The sequence below is a fragment of the Microbacterium sp. CH-015 genome (genome assembly GCF_049707015.1).
Lineage (GTDB): Bacteria > Actinomycetota > Actinomycetes > Actinomycetales > Microbacteriaceae > Microbacterium > Microbacterium aurum.
On the sequence record NZ_JBNAFJ010000015.1, the window covers coordinates 1 to 19,545 of the forward strand.

Here is a 19,545-nt window from a genome sequence, read left to right on the forward strand (position 1 = left end):
CCGCCGAAGGCGAAGCCGCCGAAATCCTCACCGCACTACGACCGCGCGTGGGGCACTAAAATGGCACGACTCAGGGGGAACACCGAGCGGCTTACCGACACGCGCGGTGTGCCGGGGTGTCCGGCCTCCTGCCACGCCGCGCGGAAGCGATCGATCTGTTCGGCCTGCAGGATGTCGAACGGACGGCCGTCGGCCTCGGTGACGAGAGTCGACGACATCAGGTTGAGCCCCATCCGCCCCGCCCACTCCGCGGTCTCGCGGCTTCCTGCGCCCCACCAGATGCGGTCACGCAGGCCGGGGGAGTGCGGCTCGATGCGCTGCAGCCCGCTCCCGCCTCCGAAGGGCGAGTTCGCGTCTCGCTCGGCGATGCCCTCGCCGCCGATCGCGCGCCAGAACAGGTCGAAGTGCTCGCGGGCGAGGTCTGCGCCGCGCGGGTCCTCGGCGGTGTAGCCGAACTTCTCGTAGCCGCGGACGACGGTCTCGGGTGAGCCGCGGCTCACGCCGAGCGCGAGCCGCCCGTCGGAGATGAGGTCGACGGCGGCCGCCTCCTCGGCGAGGTAGAGCGGATTCTCGTACCGCATGTCGACGACGCCGGTGCCCATCTCGATGCGCTCGGTCTTGGCGGCGATCGCCGCGAGGAGCGGCATGGGCGACGCCTGCTGCCGCGCGAAGTGGTGCACGCGGAAGTAGATGCCGTTCGCGCCGAGCTCGTCCATGCCCTGGGCGAGATCGATGGCCTGGTGCAGCATGTCGCCGGCCGTGAGCTGCCGGCCGCCGCCGAGAGGGCCGTAGTGGCCGAAGGAGAGGGTTCCGAAGCGTTGCATGTCGGTGCCAACCGTACGCCGCCGCGTTTCATTCCGGTGAATGGATGCCGCGGCATCCGGCCTCGCATGCGTGCGCCTCGGCGTCCGCCCACGCGCCGACGCGCGGCGTCACGTCCGGAATACCCGGCGCGGGCGCGTGCTTGGATCGGAGCATGACCCGCATCGCGCACACCGACCTCGACGTCTTCCCCCTCGCCCTCGGCGGCAACGTGTTCGGCTGGACCGCCGACCGTGACGAGTCCTTCCGCATCCTCGACGCGTTCCACGCCGGCGGCGGGAACTTCATCGACACCGCCGACTCGTACAGTGCCTGGGTGGCGGGGAACTCCGGCGGCGAGAGTGAGCGGATCATCGGCGCCTGGCTCGCCGACCGCAAGCCCGACGGCGTCACCGTGGCGACGAAGGTCAGCCAGCATCCGCAGTTCACGGGCCTCGCGGCCGCGAACGTCCGCGCCGCGGCCGAAGCCTCGCTCGAGCGGCTCGGTGTCGAGTCGATCGACCTGTACTACGCGCACTTCGACGATGCCGAGACCCCGCTGGAGGAGACCGTCACCGCCTTCGGCCAGCTCGTCTCGGACGGGCTCGTGCGATACACGGCCGTGTCGAACTACTCCGCCGACCGCATCCGCGAGTGGGTGCGCATCGCGCGTGACCTCGGCGTCGCAGCCCCCGTCGCGATCCAGCCGCACTACAACCTCGTCCACCGTGAGATCGAGGACGACATCGTCCCGGTCGCGGAAGAGCTGGGTCTCGGCCTCGTGCCGTATTTCTCGCTCGCGAAGGGCTTCTTGACCGGCAAGTACCGCTCCACCGAGGCGGAGGGGGAGGCTTCGCCGCGCGCGGCGGCCGCCGCGCAGTACGCGACGCCGCAGGGGCTGCAGATCCTCGAGGTGCTCGAGCGCATCGGCGCAGCCCACGACGTGTCGATCGCCGCGACGGCGCTCGCGTGGCTACGCGCCAAGCCCACCGTCATCGCCCCCATCGCCTCGGCGTCGAAGCTCTCCCAGGTTCCGGACCTCCTCGACGGCGGCCGCGTCGACCTCACCGCCGACGAGGTCGCCGAGTTCGACGCCGTCTCGGAGTGGACGCCCACCGACATGTGATGCCCCGGCCCGGCGTCGGCGGCGGGGTGAGGCCATGATGGAGCCATGGCCGACGAGTACACCCACGGGCACCACGAGAGCGTGCTGCGCGCCCACCGCTGGCGGACGGCCGAGAACTCGGCCGCCTACCTCCTGCCCGAGCTGCGGCCCGGCATGTCGGTGCTCGACGTGGGCGCCGGCCCCGGCACGATCGCGCTCGACCTCGCGCGCCGGGTCGCGCCTGGCCGCGTGCGGGGGATCGATGCGGCATCCGACGTCGTCGAGCAGGCGGATGCCGCGCGTATCGCCGCCGGCATCGACAACGCGGACTTCGCCGACGACCCCGACGGCTGGCTGCTCATGCCCCACGCCGACATCCTCGCGCGCCGCTGACCCGCCCCCGCCGCGGCGCCGCGTCCGCGCCCCCGCGCCCCCGCCCAGCGCCGAGTGCGCCCATTCCCGCCCAGCGCGCCCGTTCTGGCGCGCGTGTAACGGGCCCGCTCGCGCGCAAGGGGCGCACTCGGCGACAGGCTCAGGGCAGCAGACGCACCGGGGTCAGGGCCGCAGGCGCTCCATCGCGGCGAGGAACGCGTCGATGTCGAACGCGAACTGCTCCTCGCCGTAGTTGTCCACCCGCGCGTCGATCAGCATCCGCAGCGCGGCGTAGCCCTCGCGCTCGCTCATCAGCGCCTGCCGCAGATCCTCCACCTGCGGGTGGCCGCCCTCGCGGGAGCCGATCACGGCATCCTGCGCGAAGCCGCGGCAGATCGTCACGAGCAGGTGCATCGCCCGGCTCACCGTGACCGGCGCGAATCCTGCCGCGAGCATGCGCTCGGCGATCACGTCGGCGGGTCCGACGATGGCGAGGTCGCGGGGGCTCGTGAACCGGAAGTACGGCAGCCACGGCCCGACGTCCACGAGGCTTCGCCACATGCTGCGGGCATAGGCCCGGCAGGCGTCCTGCCATGTGGGACCGGGTCATGGGCGTCAACGTCACGGGGGCGTTCAAGCTGACGCGCGCCGTCCTGCCAGCGATGATGGCCGCGGGCGCCGGCTCCGTCGTCAACATCGCGTCCGAGGCGGGCCTGCGCGGTTCGGCCTCGGGCAACGCGTACACGACGAGCAAGCACGCCGTCATCGGTCTCACCCGCTCGGCGGCGTTCATGTACGGTCCCCACGGCATCCGCGTCAACGCCGTCGCCCCCGGCGGCGTCGCCACCGGCATCCCGTTCCCGCCGCACGTGTCCGAGGCCGGGCAGGCCCGGCTGCAGCCGTTCCAGGCCTCGATCCCGACCCAGGCCACGGCGGAGCAGCTCGCGGCATCCATCACCTTCCTGCTCTCGGACGACGGCGTGAACCTCAACGGCGTCGTGCTCCCGAGCGACGGCGGCTGGTCGGTGCAGTAACCCGCCGGCACCGGCCCGCCGCATAGGCTGGGCCGGTGCCCGTGCTCTCCTCCTCCCAATCCGTCGTCCCCCTGTCGCGGCGGGTGGCATCGTGACCGCGCTGCAGCTCGCCGGGGGCGCGGTGCTGCGCGAGGCGCGCCCGGGCGATGAGGACGGCATCCTCGCCTTGATCCACGCGCTCGCCGTGTACGAGCGTGAGCCGGATGCCGTCGCGAACACCTCCGAGATGCTCGCCGCGACCCTGTTCGGCACCGAGCCGCGGGCCTTCGCCCACGTCGTCGAGCGGGAGGGGCGGATCGTGGGGATCGCGATCTGGTTCCTCACGTACTCGACGTGGACCGGCCGCCACGGCATCTGGCTCGAAGACCTCTACGTCGACGAGGCCGAGCGCGGCGCCGGCCACGGTACGGCGCTCATGCGCGCGCTCGCGGCCGTCTGCGTCGAACGCGGCTACGCGCGCTTCGAGTGGACGGTGCTCGACTGGAACGCCCCCTCGATCGCGTTCTACCGATCGCTGGGCGCGGAGCCGATGGACGAATGGACCACGCAGCGCCTCAGCGGCGACGCCCTCGCCGCGCTCGCCGCCGCCACGGCCACGGCGTAGCCTGGCGGCCATGAGCCGCGCCGCCGCCACAGAACCCGTCGTCGAGCTCAGCCGCGACGAGGCCCGGCGGATCGCCGTGCGGGCGCAGCTGCTCGACGCGCAGCGCCCGGGAGATGTCGTCGAGGTCGCCGAGCAGATCGGCGCGATCAAGATCGACCCGACGGCGACGATCGCGCCGGCGGAGCAGACCATCGCGTGGAGCCGGATCGGCTGGTCGTACGAGGCCGGTCAGCTCCGCAAGGCCGTCGAGCAGGACCGGCTGCTCTTCGAGTACGACGGCCACGTCCGGCCGGTGTCGCTGCTGCCCGCGCATCTGGCGCGCATGCGCGCCCGCGTCTTCCGCGCGCAGGCGTCGGAGTGGATGGCCGCCAACGCCCGCTTCCGCGCCGACGTGCTCGCGCGCCTGCGCGCCGACGGCCCCCTGATCGCGGCGCAGATCCCCGACACGAGCCAGGTGGCGCACCGCAACGAGGCCGGCTGGTACGGCTCGAACCAGGTGCCGCGCATGCTCGAGCTGCTGTCGTACCTCGGCGAGGTGGGCATCGTCGGGCGCGAGGGTCGTCAGCGAGTGTGGGAGATCGGCGAGCGCGTCTTCGCGGACGTTCCGGTGCTCGACGCCGACGAGGCGGGGCGGGTGCTGGACGAACGGCGGCTGCAGGCGGCCGGCATCGCCCGGCAGAAGTCGCCGTGGACCCCCGTCGGAACGGCGGGCGTCGCGGCATCCGTCGAAGGATCGACGTGGAAGTGGCGGGTCGATCCCGCAGCGCTCGAGAGCCTCGACGACGATCCCGGCGGGCGCGTCGCGATCCTGAACCCCTACGACGGGATGCTGTTCGACCGCCCGCGGCTGGCCGAGCTGTTCGGCTTCGAGTACGTCCTCGAGCAGTTCAAACCGAAAGCGCAGCGCGTGTACGGGTACTTCGCACACCCGATCCTCGTCGGCGACCGGTTCGCGGGGCTGCTCGACGCCGAGCTCGACAAGAAGAAGGAGAACCTCGTCGTCGCCGCCGTCCACGAGATCGCCGACCTCGAGGCGGAGGAGCGCGAGATGGTGGATGCCGAGGTGCAGGACCTCGCCGAGTGGCTCGGCGTGCCGCTCGTCTTCGCCGCGACGCGCTGAGCGCCTGCCCGCGTGTCATACGGCGACACGGGATTCGTCGGACCGGTGACCCACCGGCGACGATGGTCGAGTCGGGCGTGAGGATGCCGCCGCGACACCGACAGGAGGGTGCCATGGGCAGGCGAGGATTCACGACGCGTCAGCTGCACGAGCGCGCGCCGCAGGCGGCGGCGACGCCCCGGGCGACGCCGATCTACCTGACCGCCGGATTCGAGTTCGACGAGTACGAGCAGGCCGCCGCCCACTTCGGCCAGGGTGAGGGCTACGCGTACACGCGCATCGGCAACCCCACGATCGAAACCGTCGAGCACACTCTGGCCGCCCTGGAGGGCGGCTCGCAGGCGCTGCTGCTGGCGACCGGCCAGGCGGCGACGTCCGTCGCGCTGCTCGCTCTGCTCGAGTCGGGGCAGCACGTCGTGTCGTCGGCGCACATCTACGAGGGAACCCGCGGCCTGCTGCGCGACAACCTGTCACGGCTCGGCATCTCGACGACGTTCGTCGACGACATCCGCGACCTCGGCGCGTGGGAGGCGGCCATCCGGCCCGAGACCCGGGTGCTGTTCGCAGAATCCATCTCCAACGCCGCCAACCGCCTCATCGACACGACCGCGCTCGCCGACGTCGCGCGACGCCACGGCATCCCTCTCGTCATCGACAACACCTTCGCGACGCCGTACCTCATCCGCCCGCTGGAGCTGGGTGCGGACGTGGTCATCCACTCGACGAGCAAATTCCTCGCCGGTCACGGCAGTGTGCTCGGCGGGGCGGTCGTCGACAGCGGCCGCCTCGATCCCGCCCGGGCTGCGGAGCTGTTCCCGCATCTGGCTGCGCCCGGCCGAGGCGGCGCGCCCAGTCTGCTCGAGCGCGCCGGCGGCGATGCGCGCATCGCGTACGCGCGGGAGGCCGTCGCGGCGCGCTTCGGCCCCACCCCGTCGCCGCTGAACGCCTTCCTCATCGGCCAGGGCATCGAGACGCTGAGCCTGCGCGTCGCACGCCAGAGCGCCAACGCCCTCGCCGTCGCCGGGTGGCTGCAGGACCGCCCCGAGGTCGAGAGCGTCGACTACGTGGGACTGCCATCGCACCCCGACCACGACATCGCCGTGCGCGACCTGCCGGACGGCTTCGGATCGGTGTTCACCCTGACCCTGCGGGGCGACGCTGACACCGCGCGCCGGTTCGTCGAGGCGCTCGAGGTCTTCACCCACATGACCCACCTCGGCGATGTGCGCTCCCTCGTGCTGCACCCGGCATCCACCTCCCACGCCTTCCTCAGCGACGCCGAGCGCGCGGCCGTCGGCGTGCACCCCGGCACCCTGCGGGTCTCGATCGGGATCGAGGATGCCGCGGACCTCATCGACGACCTCGCGCGCGCGCTGGCCGCGGCCAGCGACGTGTCCGTCGCGGTCGTGGCATGAGTGGTGCCCGGCTGCAGCACTTCGGCTGGTTCCTCGCGCGCGGGTTCGGGCCGCACGGGTGGGGGCATCCGTACCTCGACTGGGATTGGGACTGGACGCGTCCGGACCTGTACCAGCAGTCCGCCCGCGAACTCGAGCAGGCCGGCTTCGATTTCGTCCTGATCGAGGACGCGCCCTCGCTCGGTTCGCCGCAGACGATCGACCTGCGGGTGCGGCACGCGTTCGGCGGCCCCAAGCACGACCCCCTGCTGCTCGCGCCCTACCTCTTCCAGGCGACTCGCGCGCTGGGCGTCATCCCGACCGTCAATCCCGCGGCGTACCTGCCGTACACGGCGGCGCGCCAGTTCGCGACGCTGCAGCACCTGAGCGGGCACCGGCTGGGGCTCAACGTCGTCACCGACACCGCGAGCGCCCGCCACTTCGGCGACGCCCCGCAGCTGGGCCATGACGCCGCCTACGACCGGGCCGAGGAGTGGCTCGCCGGCATCCGTGCCCTGTGGCGGTCGTGGGACGAGGGCGCGCTCGTGCGGGATGCCGCCTCCGGCGTGTACGCGGACGGCTCGCGCCTGCACGCGACCGCCCACCGCGGCGAGTACTTCGCGTTCGACGGACCGCTGAACGCCGTGCCGTTCACCGCCGGTGAGCCCGTCATCGCGTCGCCGGGAGGGTCGGGCCGGGGCCTCGGGTTCGCCGGGGCGAACTCCGACATCCAGCTCGCGCTGGCGCCGCTGCACGAGAAGAGCGTGCGCGAGTACCGCGCGAAGATCCACGCCGCCGCGGTCGAGCGCGGCCGCCGGCCCGACGACATCAAGATCCTGTTCGCGATCCAGCCCGTGATCGTCGCGTCGCCCGAGGAAGCCGATCGGGTGGTCGCGGCATCCCTCGCCCCCTCGGACGCGACGCTGCGCCTCATCGCGCAGCGGCAGTCCAGCGACCTCGAGACCGACCTGACGGCGCTCGACCTCGACGCTCCTCTGGATGCCCGGATCTTCGGCGACCACGTCTCGCACGGGTCCATCCGCCGGCTCACCGGCGACCGCGACGTGGCCACGACGCCGCTGCGGGAGCACCTGAGCGCCCTCGCGCGGCTCGGGCGCATGTCCGACCGCTCCGGGTTCGTCGGCACCGCCGAGGAGTTCGCCGACCTCATCGAGGAGCTCGGCGAGTGGGGCAACGACGGAGTGCTGCTGTGGGGAGACCTGCATCCCGTGACGATCCACCGCACCCTGGACGAGCTCGTGCCCGTGCTTCGTCGCCGCGGCATCCTGCGTCGCGACTACACCGGACAGGGCCTGCGCGCCGACCTCCAGGCGTTCTGAGGCGCTTTCACCGGTCCCACCCCCACGCGAAAGCCCCGACATCCGCCTACGCGGGATGCCGGGGCTTTCGAACGGGTGTCAGCCCGCGAGGCCGTTGTCTGCCAACCAGCCGGCCGCGATGTCTGCGGCCGACTTCTCGTCTTGGGTCGACTCGACGTTAAGCGCGACGAGGCCCTGCGGCGTGAGCTTGGCGCTCACGGCGTTGATCACGTCGGCGATCTCATCGGCGACCGACGTGCTGACGACGGGGACCACGTTCGACGCCAAGAAGAGGCCCTCGGGGTCTGCCAGCGTCACGAGGTCTTGCGTCTGGATGCGCGGGTCGGCGCTGTAGACGTTCGCGACCTGGATGTTGCCGGCGACGAGTTCGTCGACCGTCGTGTCCGCCGTCCCCGAGAAGGTGACGTCGACGCCGTACTTCTCCTTCAGTCCCGTCGGACCGTAGGGGCGCTCTTCGAGCTCAGGCGCACCGCCGAGGACGAGCGGCGTGATGCCGGCGAGGTCGCCGATGCTTGTCAGGTTGTGCTCGGCGGCGAAGTCGGCGGTCACGTTGTACGAGTCCTGGTCGGTCGCGGTGGACTGGTCGAGCACGGTCAGGCCGTCGGGCAGGGCATCCTTCAGCGCGGCGTACACGTCGTCGGAGGTCCTCGCGGTCGTGCCCTCATCGAAGAACTGCAGCAGGTTGCCGGTGTACTCGGGGAACAGCTGGATCGAGCCGTCCTCGAGCGACGGGATGTACGCGTCGCGCTGGCCGATGCGGAACTGGCGGTCGACCGTGAAGCCGGCGCCCTCGAGAGCCTGCGCGTAGATCTCGGCGATGATCTCGTTCGAGTAGTAATCCTGGCTGCCGACGACGATCGTGCCGGATGCCGCGGTGTCGGTCGAGCCCGAACCGCTGTCGAGCGGGTCGCCCGACGCGCAGGCGCTGAGGGTGAGTGCGGCGACGGCTGCGAGCCCGGCGGCGAGCGTCAGGCGGGAGCGGATGCGTGTCATGGTGATGCCTTTCAGGGTGCAGTGATGGCGGGTGCGGGACGGGTGCGGGTCTTGCGCGCGGGACGCGCGCGTGCGGTGACGCCTCGGGGGACGACGAACCGCTGCAGGAGCGCGAACAGTCCGTCGAGGACGAGGGCGAGCACCACGACGACGATCGAGGCGCCGAGCACCTGATCGAATCGGCGCAGCGGGATGCCCTGCAGGATGAAGAAGCCGACGCCGCCGAGGCCGATGTACGCGGCGATCGTGACGGTCGCGACGACCTGGAGGGTCGCCGAGCGCAGGCCCCCGATGAGCAGCGTCAGCCCGAGCGGCACCTCGATGCGCCAGAGGACCTGCCACTCGGTCATGCCGACGGCGCGGCCGGCGCTGATGACGCTGCGGTCGATCGCCTCGAATCCGGCGTAGGCGCCCGCGAGGATCGACGGGATCGCGAGCACGACGAACGCGACGACGGCCGCCTCCGTCTTGTAGACGACGCCGATCAGGAGGTAGAGGAGCACGACGAGGCCGAGCGTCGGGATCGCCCGGGCGGCACCCGAGAGCGCGACGGCGAACTCGCGACCGCGGCCGGTGTGACCGATCGCCCAGCCCGCCGGGATCGCGATGACCGCGGCGATCGCGATCGACCCGAACGTGAACGCGAGGTGCTGCCAGATCGCGGTCGGCAAGGTCAGCGACCCCGTCAGCCGGTCGGGGGAGAAGATCCAGGCGAAGGCGTCGAGGAAGAGGTTCATGCGACCACCTCCACGGCAACTCGCTGCATGGCCCGCCGCTCGCGGCGGCTCTCGCGCCGCGGTGCCCACGGCATGAGCAGGCGTCCGAGGACGATCAGTACGACATCGACGACGAGGGCGATCACGACGACCGCGATGACGCCCGAGAGCACCTCGGGGATGATGCGGCGTTGCGAGCCGTCGGTGAACAGGTAACCGAGGTTCTGCACGCCGATCAGCGCGCCGACCGTCACGAGCGAGATCGTCGAGGTCGCCGTCACGCGCAGGCCCGCGAGCAGGACGGGCCCCGCCAGCGGCAGGTCGACCGTCCAGAACCGTCGCCACGCGCCGTAACCGACCGCGATCGCTGCTTCGCGCGTCACGGGGTCGACCGACGCGAGCCCGTCGGTCGTCGAGCGCGTCATGATCGCGACGGCGTAGATCGTGAGTGCGACGATGAGCGTCGTCTCAGACCGTAGGCTGAGCCCGAACGCGGCCGCGACGACGGCGAACAAGCCGAACGAGGGGATCGTGTACAACAGGCCTACGGTCGTCAGGATCGCGCCGCGCCAACGCGTGTAGCGGAACGCGAGCCACCCCAGAGGCAGCGCGATGACGAACCCGACGACGATCGGGATGATGCTCTGCCGCACATGCGGAAGGCTCAGTCGCCAGATCAGGTCGAGGTTGTCCCAGATCCAGCTCACGCGCTGCCCTCCGCGGCGGATTCCCCGGCATCCGTCAGCACACCCTGTGCGCGACCCGTCGCATCCACCACGACGGTGCCGTGGCCGGTGCGCTTGAGTGAGAGGGCTCGGGCGCCGCGCTCGGCGCCGATGAACTCCGCGACGAATGGGCTCGCCGGGTTCTCGAGGATCTCGTTCGGCGAACCGACCTGCGCGATGTGCGCGCCCTTCTCGAGGATCACGACCTGGTCGCCGAGCAGGAACGCCTCGTCGATGTCGTGTGTCACGAACACGACGGTCTTGTCGAGCTCGCGCTGCAGGCGCAGCGTCTCGGCCTGCAGCTCTTTGCGGACGATGGGGTCGACGGCACCGAACGGCTCGTCCATCAACAGGATGTTGGGGTCGGCGGCGAGTCCGCGGGCGACGCCGACGCGCTGCTGCTGGCCTCCGGAGAGCTGCCGCGGGTACCGGTCGGCGAGCGCGCGGTCCAGCCCGACGATGTCGAGCAGCTCGAGGGCGCGCTGGCGGGCCTGCTTCTTGGGCACCCCGTTCAGCACCGGGACGGTGGCGACGTTGTCGATGACGCTGAAGTGCGGGAGCAGCCCGGCATTCTGCAGCACATAGCCGATGCCGCGGCGCAGCTTCACCGGGTCGCGACCCGTGATCGACTCGCCGTCGATCGTGATGTCGCCGGAGGTCGGCTCGATGAGCCGGTTGATCATGCGCAGCAGCGTCGTCTTGCCGCAGCCTGAGGATCCCACGAACACCGTGGTCTTGTGGGCGGGCAGGACGAGGCTGAAATCGTCCACCGCGACGGTGCCGTCAGCGAAGCGCTTCGTGACGGAGCGGAACTCGATCGCCATACGTCCTCCGGGTCGGATTCTCCACCCAACCACACACCCCCGACATCGCCCAGGGGGGTTGGCACACGCCGTCATAGTCGGGTAAGGCTGGGCGCATGGATGCTGCAGAGTACGACCTCATCGTCATCGGAGCCGGCCCCGTCGGTGAGAACGTCGCCGACCGGGCGGTGCAGGGCGGGCTGTCGGTGGCGATCGTGGAGAGCGAGCTCGTCGGCGGTGAGTGCTCGTACTGGGCGTGCATGCCGTCCAAGACGCTGCTGCGCGCCGGGGCGGCGCTCGCCGCGGCCGTCGACGCGCCGGGAGCACTGCCGGCGGCATCCGGCGCGCGCCGCGTCGACGTGGCGGCCGTGTTGCGCCGCCGCGACGAGATCGTGCACGAGTGGAATGACGCCGGGCAGGTGCAGTGGCTGCAGGATGCCGGAATCGAGCTCGTCCGCGGACACGGGCGGTTGACCGGCGAGCGCGAGGTGACGGTCGCGCGCGACGGTGCGGATGCCGCACGCCTCCGCGCCCGGTACGCGGTCGCGGTCTGCACCGGCTCGGCGGCGCTGCTGCCGGACATCCCCGGCCTCGCCGACGCGCGGCCGTGGACGTCGCGGGAGGCGACGGCCGTGCAGCAGCTGCCGGAGTCGCTCGTGATCCTCGGCGGCGGCGTCGTCGCGTGCGAGATGGCCACGGCGTACGCCTCGTTCGGCGTCGCCGTGACGGTGCTCGCCCGCTCCGCGCTGCTGCGCGGGGTGGAGCCGTTCGCCGGGGAGCGGGTGACGGCGGCGCTCCGCGAGGCGGGCGTCGATGTGCGCGCCGATGCGCAGGTCACGGCGGTCGCGCGCGAGGACGATGGACGCGTGCGGGTCGACCTCGACGGCGAGGCGAGCGTCACGGCATCCGAGATCCTGGTCGCGACGGGACGTGTGCCGCGCACCGGAGACCTGGGACTCGAGGTCGTGGGCCTCGAGCCGGGTGCATGGCTCGACGTCGACGACACGCTGCGCGTGCGCGGCACCGCGTGGCTCTACGGCGTCGGCGACGTCACGCACCGGGCGCTGCTGACGCACCAGGGCAAGTACCAGGCGCGGGCGGCGGGCGACGTGATCGCGGCGCGCGCGCACGGCTCCGAGATCGACGACCGGCCGTGGGGCGCGCACGTCGCGACCGCCGACCACGACGCTGTTCCGCAGGTCGTGTTCACCGCGCCGGAGGTCGCCGCGGTGGGGATCACGGCGGCGCAGGCGGAGGAACGCGGCATCCGCGCCCGCGCGCTCGATGTCGACCTCGCGCAGATCGCCGGCGCCAGCACCCGAGCCGCGCACTACCGCGGCCAGGCGCGCGCCGTCGTCGACGAGGACCGCGGTGTGCTCGTCGGGGCGACGTTCGTGGGGGAGGATGCCGCGGAGATGCTCCACGCGGCGACGATCGCGGTCGTCGGCGAGGTGCCGCTGCACCGGCTGTGGCACGCGGTTCCGGCCTACCCCACGCTCAGCGAGGTGTGGCTGCGCTGGCTCGAGGCCTACGGCCGCGAGTCCGCCTTCGCTTGACGCGCGGACCGCGGCATCCTTCCGGTGTCAAGCCCTTCCGCCGCGCGACGCCGTCGCGCGAGGATCGGGCCATGACCGATGCTGACGCGATCCCCGACATGACCCCCGACGAAAAGCGCCGTGACCAGCTGCTGCGCGCGGAGCACTCGACCGAGGCCGACGCGGCGCCGCGGATCGAGGTCAGCGAGCACGACGGCGTGACGCGCATCGACATCGCCGACACCGCGGCGGTCCGCCCGGGTCCCGGCCCCGGCGCCGAAGAGTCCTAGGACGCGGCCCTCTTCGTTCAGGTGGCGCAAACCGCGGGAATGACGCGAGTATTTCCGCGGGACGCGCCACCTGAATCCACGCCCAGGGCAATCCACCCTGAACGCGCCGCGCGCCGGTGGTAGCGTCGAGAGCGATAGCGCCTAGGGTTCCGGAGCCGTCGCAGTCACGAGGCTGAGCGGCTCGCCTGGTCCGAGCGGCGCCACGGCACGGCCGAGCGCCCCGTGGCGCACCGACCGCGTCGATCGCTCGGGTCGTCCCGGCGGACCCGGTCCGTCGGCGCCTCCCGCCTCGCTCGGCGCCCGTGACGAGGTGCTGCGCCCCGCGGCCGTCGCGAAGGTGTGGACCGCCGTCGGGCAGCCGCTGGAGACGATCGCGGTGCCCGGTGTCGTGCTCGGGGCGGGCGACGTCATCGTCGCGGTCGAGCTCGCGACGGTGTGCGGGTCCGACGTGCACACCGCGCTCGGGCACCGGCCCGCGCCGACGCCGCTGATCCTCGGGCACGAGTACGTCGGACGGATCGTCGCGATCGGCTCTGCCGGCGCTCACGACGTCGCGGGCGTCCGACTGCAGCTGGGCGACCGGGTGGTCTGGTCGGTCTGCGCGAGCTGTGGCGCGTGCGATCGCTGTCGCCGCGGCATCCCGCAGAAGTGCCGTGACCTGCGCAAATACGGCCACGAGCGCGTCGGCAGCCGGTGGGAGCTGTGCGGCGGATTCGCCAGCCACGTCCACGTGCGTGCCGGCACCCCGATCGTCACCGTGGGGGAGCGGATGCCGGCGCGCGTCGCCGCACCCGCCGCGTGCGCGACGGCCACCGCCATGGCGGCCCTCCGCCGCGCCGAGCGCGAGGTCCCGGTTGCGGGCGCTGTGGTGCTCGTGTCGGGCGCGGGGATGGTCGGCCTGTCGGCCGCGGCGCTCGCCGCCGACCGCGGCGCGACGGTGATCGTCGCCGATTCCGACAAGCGCCGACGCAAGCTGAGCCGCCGGTTCGGGGCGAGCGCCGCGATCGACCCCCGGGAGTGCGATGCGCTGGCCGGCGCCCTCGCCACCCTCGGCCGTGACGAGGTTGACATCGCGATCGAAGCGTCGGGGTCGCCGGCGGCCGTGGCCGCGGCGCTCGCGGCCGTCGGCATCGGCGGAGCCGTGGTGCTCGTCGGGAGCGTCTTCCCCGGTGGAACGGTTGCCGTCGACCCGGAGCGCATCGTCCGGGGTCTCGTCACCGTCGCCGGCGTCCACAACTACACCGGCGAGGATCTCCGCGACACGGTGTCCTTTCTGCGCGACGTGTGGGGCCGGCATCCGTTCGAGGACCTCGTCGAGCCCGTGTTCGCGCTCGCCGACGCCGACGAGGCGCTCGCCGCCGCCGCGGGCGGCGAGGCGCTGCGGGTCGGCCTCGACCCGCGCCGCTGATCCCCCGCGGCGCGGCGCGCCACGGGCGCCCGAACTACGCTGGACGCGTGCCCGACACGACGATCACCCCCGCCGCTCTCACTCACGCCGACGATCTCGCCGACTTCGTCGCTGCATCGCCCTCGAGCTTCCATGCCGCCGCCGAGGTGGCCCGGCGGTTGACGGATGTCGGGTTCACCGCGCTCGACGAGCTCGCCGCGTGGCAGGTGGCCCCGGGCGCGAAGCAGTTCGTCGTGCGCGACGGCGCCGTACTCGCGTGGGTCGTCCCGAGCGGTGCTGATGCCTCGACGCCGTTCCACATCTTCGGCGCCCACAGCGACTCGCCCGCCTTCAAGCTCAAGCCGAAGCCCACGACGGGGCGGCTGGGCTGGCTGCAGGCCGGGGTGGAGATCTACGGCGGACCCCTGCTGAACTCCTGGCTCGATCGCGAACTGCGCCTCGCCGGTCGCCTCGTGCTCGACGACGGCACCGAGGCGCTCGCCGCGACCGGGCCGCTGCTGCGGCTGCCGCAACTGGCCATCCACCTCGACCGCGAGGCCAACGACCACCTCGCCCTGCACAAGCAGACTCAGACGCAGCCGGTGTGGGGTCTGGGTGAGGCGGCCTCCGCCGATCTGCTCGCCGAGCTGGCGACATCGGCAGGGGTGGATGCCTCCCGCATCCGCGGCTACGACATCGTCACCGCCGACGCGGCCCGCGGCGCGGTGTTCGGCCGCGACGACGTGTTCTTCGCGAGCGGGCGCCTGGATGACCTCGCATCGGTGCACGCGGGCCTCGTCGCACTCGCCGACGCGGGGCTCGATGCGCCCCACATCGCGATGCTCGCCGTGTTCGACCACGAGGAGGTCGGTTCCGCGACGCGCTCCGGCGCGGCCGGGCCGTTCCTCGCCGAGGTGATCGAGCGCATCCAGCTCGCCCTCGGCGCCGACCGCGAGCAGCAGCTGCGGGCGCTCGCGGCATCCTGGTGCGTCTCCAGCGACGTCGGCCACGCGGTGCACCCGAACTACCCCGACAAGCACGACCCCGTCGTGCAGCCGCTGCTCGGTCGCGGCCCGATCCTGAAGATCAACGCCAACCAGCGGTACGCGACGGATGCCGCCGGTGCCGCCGCCTGGCACGGCTGGTGCGCGGCGGCATCCGTCACGAGCCAGGAGTTCGTCTCGAACAACGCCGTCCCGTGCGGGTCGACGATCGGGCCGATCACGGCGACCCGCCTCGGGATCAGGACGGTAGACGTCGGCATCCCGATCCTGTCGATGCACTCGGCCCGCGAACTCGCCGGCACCGCCGACCTCGCGGCGCTGGCCCGCGTCGCGGGCGCGTTCTTCGCCGCCTGACCGCACCAGCGGCCGCAGGCTGCCCGCGGATGACACATCCGCTCCCGCCGTGCAACCCCGCGCCTCGGCGCGCCACCCCGCCGTAGGCTCGAACAGCGAACAGCAACGGTCTCAGCCAATCCCGGCCGCGGCTCGCACCCCCGCATGACGAAAGGCGCATCCCATGGCACGCATCCTGCTCATCGGCGGTCACGGCAAGGTGGCGCTCCTGTCCGAGCCGATGCTCGTGGCGGCCGGACATCACGTGACGGCGGTCATCCGCAATCCGCGGCACGAACCGGCCGTCCGCGCGACCGGTGCCGAGCCGCTCGTCGCGGACGTCGAGACGTTCGACACTGAGCAGCTGACCAACCTCGTCAGCGGAAACGACGTCGTCGTCTGGTCGGCGGGGGCGGGCGGCGGCGACCCGGAGCGGACCTTCGCGGTCGACCGCGACGCGGCGATCCGGTCGATCGACGCCGCCGTCGCGGCGGGGTTCCGCCGCTATCTCATGGTGTCGTACTTCGGCGCGGGGCCGGACCACGGCGTCGACCCCGGCGACGGCTTCTACGCGTATGCCGAGGCGAAGGCCGCCGCCGACGCCCACCTGCGGGGCAGCGGTCTGGACTACACGATCCTCGCGCCGTCCGCGCTGACGCTCGATGAGCCGACCGGGCGCATCGACACGACGGCGGATGCGGCGGCGTCCGTCTCGCGCGCCGACGTCGCGGCCGTGATCGCGGCCGCCGTGCTCGAACCGGCGACGATCGGTCGCACGATCCGGTTCAATGCCGGCTCGACGCCCATCACAGAGGCGATCCGGGACTGAGTCGTCCCCGGAAACTCCACGGAGCCGGTGCGTCGTCGGCGTCCGAACACGGCAACGCCGCAGCGCCCCGCGGGTGGGAGAGCAGGATTCGTGGAGTCTCTGCCAGCGTGCGCGTCAGACCTCGGTGCGCTTCGGCAGGACCCACCCGGCGCGCGGGAAGTGGCACGTGTACCCGTTCGGGATGCGCTGCAGGTAGTCCTGGTGCTCGGGCTCCGCCTCCCAGAACGGCCCGAGCGGCTCGATCGTGGTGACGGCCGGAGCGGGCCACAGCCCCGACGCGTCGACGTCGGCGATCGTCTCGCGGGCGACGCGCTCCTGCTCCGGCGTGACCGGGAAGATCGCCGAACGGTAGCTCGTCCCGATGTCGTTGCCCTGCCGGTTCAGCGTCGACGGGTCGTGGATCTGGAAGAAGAAGGCCAGGATGTCGCGGTACGTCGTCACCGCCGGGTCGAACACGATCTCGACGGCCTCGGCGTGGCCGGGGTGGTTGCGGTACGTGGCGTGGTCGTTCTGCCCGCCGGTGTAGCCGACCCGGGTGTCGAGCACGCCGGGCTGGCGGCGGATGAGGTCTTCCATGCCCCAGAAGCAGCCGCCCGCGAGGATGGCGGTCTCGGTTCCAGGTGTGCGCGTGATGCTGCCGTCGTCGGTCATGCCCTCCATTCTGCTCGCCCTGCCGCGCCTCAGGCCCGTTCCGGTAGAATCAAATGCTGTGCTCGCGCCGTCCGGCGCGAGTCGAGGTGCATCTACCTGCTTCATCCGGCCACGCGTCCCGCGGTCGGCCCCGGAGGGTAAGGCGGCACGTGAACAACGAGCCGACTCCTCCGGAAGGGATATGACACCCGATCACTCGCTGATCCGCCACACCGGCTGGGCCTACTGGCCGATTGCTTTCATCGCGCGCCTGCCGTTCGCGATGATGACCGTCGGCGTGCTCATGCTCGTCGTGGCCGTCACTGGATCCGTCCGCCTCGGCGGTCTCACCTCGGCGGCGGTCGGGGTCGGCGTCGTCGTCGTCGGGCCGCTCATCGGCGACCTCGTCGACCGTCACGGCCAGCGGCGCGTGCTCGTCCCCGTCGGGCTCGCCAACGGCATCCTCCTCGCGCTCTTCCCGCTCGTGGTGACGGGGCGGATGCCGGAGGGCGTGGTCCTGGCGACCGCACTGCTCATCGGGCTCACCGCGCCGCAGGCGGCGGCCATGTCGCGCAGTCGGCTGCTCGCCATCATCGCGGGGCGTCTGGCGCCCGAACGTCGTGCGGTGACGACGAACCGGATCATGTCGTACGAGTCCGCCGCCGACGAGACGGCGTTCGTCATCGGGCCGTTCCTCGTCGGCATCCTCGCCGCGCTCATCGCGCCCTGGGCGCCGATCGCGATCGCCGCGGCGCTGAGCTTCGGCTTCGTGACGGCGTTCGCCCTGCACCCCACCGCCCGCGTCGCCCCCGGTGGACCCGACGGCGGTTCCGACCGGGCGCCGTTCCGAGCCGTGCTGAGCGGACGCATCCTCGTGCTCGTCGCGGCGACGTTCGGCGTCGGCGCCTTCTTCGGCGCGACGCTGACCTCCCTCACGGCCTTCGCGCAAGCACATGGCGATGAGGCGCAGGCGGGGCTGCTGTACGGGCTCATGGGGATCGGCTCCGCCGTGCTCGCGCTGGGCGTGTTGCTGCTGCCGCGGCGCTTCGCCCTGCGGCATCGCTGGCTGGTGTTCTCGGCCGTGCTGGCCGCCGCCGCGGTCGGCTACGCCACCGCGGCGGGTCTCGGCCCGGTCACGGTGTGGCTGCTCGTCATGGGTCTCGGGGTGGGGCCGACGCTCGTGACCCTGTTCTCCCTGGCGGGGGAGCGGGCTCCCGCCGGCCGTGCCGCCACCACGATGACCCTCCTCGGCTCGGCGCTGACGCTCGCGCAGGCCCTCACCGCCGCCGTCACCGGATGGATCGCCGAGGCGATGGGGCTCGCCGCGGCGATGTCGCTGCCGGCGGTCGCGGCGGCGCTGGTGCTGGCACTCGGCGGCGTCAACGTCGCCCTGGAGAAGCGCGAACAGCGCCAGGCGCGCCTCCGCGCGGGTAACACGGAGCCCGCGACGGTGTCAATCCGCTTCAGCGCACCTGCGGGGGCGCGAACACTGGATGTATGACTCGTGACCAGTACACCCTCACCGACCCCGCGAAGCTGTACGCCGACATCGAGCCGCACGCGCAGCGACAGCCCGAGCCCGGCCTCGACGCGAAGCTCGACCCCCGGGCCGACCTCGGCGAAGAGACCTACCGCGGCACCGGTCGGCTGACCGGCCGCAAGGCCCTCATCACCGGCGGCGACTCCGGCATCGGCGCCGCCACCGCGATCGCCTTCGCCCGGGAGGGCGCCGACGTCGCGATCTCGTACCTGCCCGACGAGGAGCAGGACGCGCAGCGCATCGCCGGCATCCTGCGCGACGCGGGCGTCACGGTGCTGACGCTTCCGGGCGATCTGAAGGATGCCGGGTACTGCCGCGATCTGGTGGCGAAGACCGTCGACGGTCTCGGCGGCCTTGACATCCTCGTCAACAACGGCGGCAAGCAGGTCTTCAACGACGACCTCACCACCCTCGACGACGAGCAGTTCGACGACACCTTCAAGACAAACGTCTACGCGATGTTCTGGATCACCAAGGCGGCCCTGCCGCACCTGAAGCCGGGCTCGGCGATCATCAACACCACGTCGATCCAGGCGTACAAGCCGTCCGATGTCCTCGTGGACTACGCCTCGACCAAGGCGACGATCAACGCGTTCACCAAGGCGCTTGCGCAGCAGGTCGCGCCGAAGGGGATCCGCGTGAACGCCGTCGCGCCGGGGCCGATCTGGACCCCGCTGCAGCCGAGCTACGGGCAGCCCGAGGAGAAGCTCGACGAGTTCGGCAAGGACACCCCGCTCGGCCGCATGGGCCAGCCGGCGGAGCTCGCGCCGGCGTACGTGTTCCTCGCCTCGGCTGAGTCGAGCTACGTGCTCGGCGAGACGCTCAACGTCAACGGCGGCATTCCGTCGCCGTGAGCCCCGCCCTCAGGACGTGACGTCGCCGCCGGTCGCCCCGGCGGCGTCGTCGTCGTCGGGCACGGTCATGTACCACTCCACGAATCGGCGCGCCCGGCCGTCAGGTAGCCGGCAAGCCACTCGCTTGTCGCTGTCA

Annotated in this window: 18 protein-coding genes and 3 pseudogenes; 14 read left to right on the forward strand and 7 right to left on the reverse strand. The window is 72.1% G+C overall.

From position 1 onward, the window contains the following. Nucleotides 1–62: 62 nt before the first annotated feature. Nucleotides 63–824, reverse strand: a pseudogene (locus ACPYN4_RS14590) (LLM class flavin-dependent oxidoreductase); the annotation flags it as partial. A 152-nt stretch (nt 825–976) separates the two neighbouring features. On the opposite strand from ACPYN4_RS14590, the gene ACPYN4_RS14595 reads away from it, so the two are divergent. Together ACPYN4_RS14595 and ACPYN4_RS14600 are read left to right on the forward strand one after the other, a co-directional pair. After that, complete coding sequence (locus ACPYN4_RS14595) at nt 977–1,927, forward strand: aldo/keto reductase (RefSeq protein WP_424446769.1); 951 nt, start codon at nt 977–979, stop codon at nt 1,925–1,927. A gap of 45 nt (nt 1,928–1,972) precedes the next feature. Then, nucleotides 1,973–2,239, forward strand: a pseudogene (locus ACPYN4_RS14600) (methyltransferase domain-containing protein); the annotation flags it as partial. Between the two features lie 222 nt (nt 2,240–2,461). Here ACPYN4_RS14600 and ACPYN4_RS14605 read toward each other — a convergent pair. Beyond that, nucleotides 2,462–2,839: a hypothetical protein gene (locus ACPYN4_RS14605; protein ID WP_287271723.1), complete on the reverse strand. Its 378-nt coding sequence runs from the start codon at nt 2,837–2,839 to the stop codon at nt 2,462–2,464. A gap of 29 nt (nt 2,840–2,868) precedes the next feature. Here ACPYN4_RS14605 and ACPYN4_RS14610 point away from each other — a divergent pair. The 5 genes and pseudogenes from ACPYN4_RS14610 to ACPYN4_RS14630 all read left to right on the forward strand — a co-directional run. After that, nucleotides 2,869–3,312: pseudogene (locus ACPYN4_RS14610) on the forward strand (SDR family NAD(P)-dependent oxidoreductase); the annotation flags it as partial. 91 nt (nt 3,313–3,403) lie between these two features. Beyond that, the gene (locus ACPYN4_RS14615; RefSeq protein WP_287271724.1) at nt 3,404–3,916 is read left to right on the forward strand and encodes a GNAT family N-acetyltransferase; all 513 of its coding nucleotides are present in this window, start codon (nt 3,404–3,406) and stop codon (nt 3,914–3,916) included. Nucleotides 3,917–3,926: 10 nt separating this feature from the next. Continuing rightward, complete coding sequence (locus ACPYN4_RS14620; protein WP_287271725.1) at nt 3,927–5,036, forward strand: DNA glycosylase AlkZ-like family protein; 1,110 nt, start codon at nt 3,927–3,929, stop codon at nt 5,034–5,036. Nucleotides 5,037–5,149: 113 nt separating this feature from the next. Continuing rightward, nucleotides 5,150–6,451 carry an O-acetylhomoserine aminocarboxypropyltransferase/cysteine synthase family protein gene (locus ACPYN4_RS14625; protein WP_287271726.1) on the forward strand — a complete coding sequence of 434 codons (1,302 nt, stop codon included), beginning with the start codon at nt 5,150–5,152 and terminating at the stop codon, nt 6,449–6,451. Continuing rightward, on the forward strand, nt 6,448–7,770 hold the full coding sequence (locus tag ACPYN4_RS14630) for an LLM class flavin-dependent oxidoreductase (protein WP_239282198.1): 1,323 nt from the start codon (nt 6,448–6,450) through the stop codon (nt 7,768–7,770). Before ACPYN4_RS14625 ends, ACPYN4_RS14630 begins: the two co-directional genes overlap by 4 nt. 78 nt (nt 7,771–7,848) lie before the next feature. On the opposite strand, the gene ACPYN4_RS14635 is transcribed toward ACPYN4_RS14630, so the two are convergent. The 4 genes from ACPYN4_RS14635 to ACPYN4_RS14650 are packed head-to-tail and all read right to left on the reverse strand — an operon-like array spanning nt 7,849 to nt 11,028. Beyond that, nucleotides 7,849–8,763, reverse strand: a complete 915-nt coding sequence (locus tag ACPYN4_RS14635; RefSeq protein WP_287271727.1) for an ABC transporter substrate-binding protein — start codon at nt 8,761–8,763, stop codon at nt 7,849–7,851. Between the two features lie 11 nt (nt 8,764–8,774). After that, nucleotides 8,775–9,500: an ABC transporter permease gene (locus ACPYN4_RS14640; protein WP_239282200.1), complete on the reverse strand. Its 726-nt coding sequence runs from the start codon at nt 9,498–9,500 to the stop codon at nt 8,775–8,777. After that, nucleotides 9,497–10,186, reverse strand: a complete 690-nt coding sequence (locus tag ACPYN4_RS14645; RefSeq protein WP_287271728.1) for an ABC transporter permease — start codon at nt 10,184–10,186, stop codon at nt 9,497–9,499. The genes ACPYN4_RS14640 and ACPYN4_RS14645 overlap by 4 nt, the downstream gene beginning before the upstream one ends. Further along, a complete protein-coding gene (locus ACPYN4_RS14650) occupies nt 10,183–11,028 on the reverse strand; it encodes an ABC transporter ATP-binding protein (protein WP_287271729.1) in 846 nt (281 codons plus the stop codon). Before ACPYN4_RS14650 ends, ACPYN4_RS14645 begins: the two co-directional genes overlap by 4 nt. Before the next feature lie 95 nt (nt 11,029–11,123). Here ACPYN4_RS14650 and ACPYN4_RS14655 point away from each other — a divergent pair, with 95 nt between their 5' ends. The 5 genes from ACPYN4_RS14655 (at nt 11,124) to ACPYN4_RS14675 (ending at nt 16,385) form a co-directional block, all read left to right on the forward strand. Then, a complete protein-coding gene (locus tag ACPYN4_RS14655; protein WP_424446770.1) occupies nt 11,124–12,563 on the forward strand; it encodes a dihydrolipoyl dehydrogenase family protein in 1,440 nt (479 codons plus the stop codon). Nucleotides 12,564–12,634: 71 nt separating this feature from the next. Beyond that, nucleotides 12,635–12,832, forward strand: a complete 198-nt coding sequence (locus ACPYN4_RS14660; RefSeq protein WP_239282204.1) for a multidrug transporter — start codon at nt 12,635–12,637, stop codon at nt 12,830–12,832. A 310-nt stretch (nt 12,833–13,142) separates the two neighbouring features. Further along, nucleotides 13,143–14,240 carry a zinc-binding dehydrogenase gene (locus ACPYN4_RS14665; RefSeq protein WP_287271731.1) on the forward strand — a complete coding sequence of 366 codons (1,098 nt, stop codon included), beginning with the start codon at nt 13,143–13,145 and terminating at the stop codon, nt 14,238–14,240. 47 nt (nt 14,241–14,287) lie between these two features. Then, entirely contained in the window at nt 14,288–15,577 is a 1,290-nt protein-coding gene (locus ACPYN4_RS14670) for a M18 family aminopeptidase (RefSeq protein ID WP_239282207.1), read from the forward strand. Nucleotides 15,578–15,740: 163 nt separating this feature from the next. Beyond that, nucleotides 15,741–16,385 carry an NAD(P)H-binding protein gene (locus ACPYN4_RS14675; RefSeq protein ID WP_424446771.1) on the forward strand — a complete coding sequence of 215 codons (645 nt, stop codon included), beginning with the start codon at nt 15,741–15,743 and terminating at the stop codon, nt 16,383–16,385. A gap of 114 nt (nt 16,386–16,499) precedes the next feature. Here ACPYN4_RS14675 and msrA read toward each other — a convergent pair whose 3' ends face one another. Next, a complete protein-coding gene (msrA, locus tag ACPYN4_RS14680) occupies nt 16,500–17,036 on the reverse strand; it encodes a peptide-methionine (S)-S-oxide reductase MsrA (RefSeq protein ID WP_239282209.1) in 537 nt (178 codons plus the stop codon). 181 nt (nt 17,037–17,217) lie between these two features. Here msrA and ACPYN4_RS14685 point away from each other — a divergent pair, with 181 nt between their 5' ends. Both ACPYN4_RS14685 and ACPYN4_RS14690 read left to right on the forward strand, forming a co-directional pair. Continuing rightward, entirely contained in the window at nt 17,218–18,516 is a 1,299-nt protein-coding gene (locus ACPYN4_RS14685; protein WP_424446772.1) for an MFS transporter, read from the forward strand. Beyond that, the gene (locus tag ACPYN4_RS14690) at nt 18,513–19,409 is read left to right on the forward strand and encodes an SDR family oxidoreductase (RefSeq protein WP_315551485.1); all 897 of its coding nucleotides are present in this window, start codon (nt 18,513–18,515) and stop codon (nt 19,407–19,409) included. Before ACPYN4_RS14685 ends, ACPYN4_RS14690 begins: the two co-directional genes overlap by 4 nt. Nucleotides 19,410–19,545: the final 136 nt, after the last annotated feature.

What these genes read in the sequence shown, in the direction of transcription:
- ACPYN4_RS14650 (WP_287271729.1), bottom strand. Translation starts at nt 11,028, where the DNA reads ATGGCGATCGAGTTCCGCTCCGTCACGAAGCGCTTCGCTGACGGCACC.
- ACPYN4_RS14605 (WP_287271723.1), bottom strand. Translation starts at nt 2,839, where the DNA reads ATGTGGCGAAGCCTCGTGGACGTCGGGCCGTGGCTGCCGTACTTCCGG.
- ACPYN4_RS14675 (WP_424446771.1), top strand. Translation starts at nt 15,741, where the DNA reads ATGGCACGCATCCTGCTCATCGGCGGTCACGGCAAGGTGGCGCTCCTG.
- ACPYN4_RS14595 (WP_424446769.1), top strand. Translation starts at nt 977, where the DNA reads ATGACCCGCATCGCGCACACCGACCTCGACGTCTTCCCCCTCGCCCTC.
- msrA (WP_239282209.1), bottom strand. Translation starts at nt 17,036, where the DNA reads ATGACCGACGACGGCAGCATCACGCGCACACCTGGAACCGAGACCGCC.
- ACPYN4_RS14625 (WP_287271726.1), top strand. Translation starts at nt 5,150, where the DNA reads ATGGGCAGGCGAGGATTCACGACGCGTCAGCTGCACGAGCGCGCGCCG.
- ACPYN4_RS14620 (WP_287271725.1), top strand. Translation starts at nt 3,927, where the DNA reads ATGAGCCGCGCCGCCGCCACAGAACCCGTCGTCGAGCTCAGCCGCGAC.
- ACPYN4_RS14660 (WP_239282204.1), top strand. Translation starts at nt 12,635, where the DNA reads ATGACCGATGCTGACGCGATCCCCGACATGACCCCCGACGAAAAGCGC.
- ACPYN4_RS14685 (WP_424446772.1), top strand. Translation starts at nt 17,218, where the DNA reads ATGACACCCGATCACTCGCTGATCCGCCACACCGGCTGGGCCTACTGG.
- ACPYN4_RS14630 (WP_239282198.1), top strand. Translation starts at nt 6,448, where the DNA reads ATGAGTGGTGCCCGGCTGCAGCACTTCGGCTGGTTCCTCGCGCGCGGG.
- ACPYN4_RS14640 (WP_239282200.1), bottom strand. Translation starts at nt 9,500, where the DNA reads ATGAACCTCTTCCTCGACGCCTTCGCCTGGATCTTCTCCCCCGACCGG.
- ACPYN4_RS14655 (WP_424446770.1), top strand. Translation starts at nt 11,124, where the DNA reads ATGGATGCTGCAGAGTACGACCTCATCGTCATCGGAGCCGGCCCCGTC.
- ACPYN4_RS14635 (WP_287271727.1), bottom strand. Translation starts at nt 8,763, where the DNA reads ATGACACGCATCCGCTCCCGCCTGACGCTCGCCGCCGGGCTCGCAGCC.
- ACPYN4_RS14690 (WP_315551485.1), top strand. Translation starts at nt 18,513, where the DNA reads ATGACTCGTGACCAGTACACCCTCACCGACCCCGCGAAGCTGTACGCC.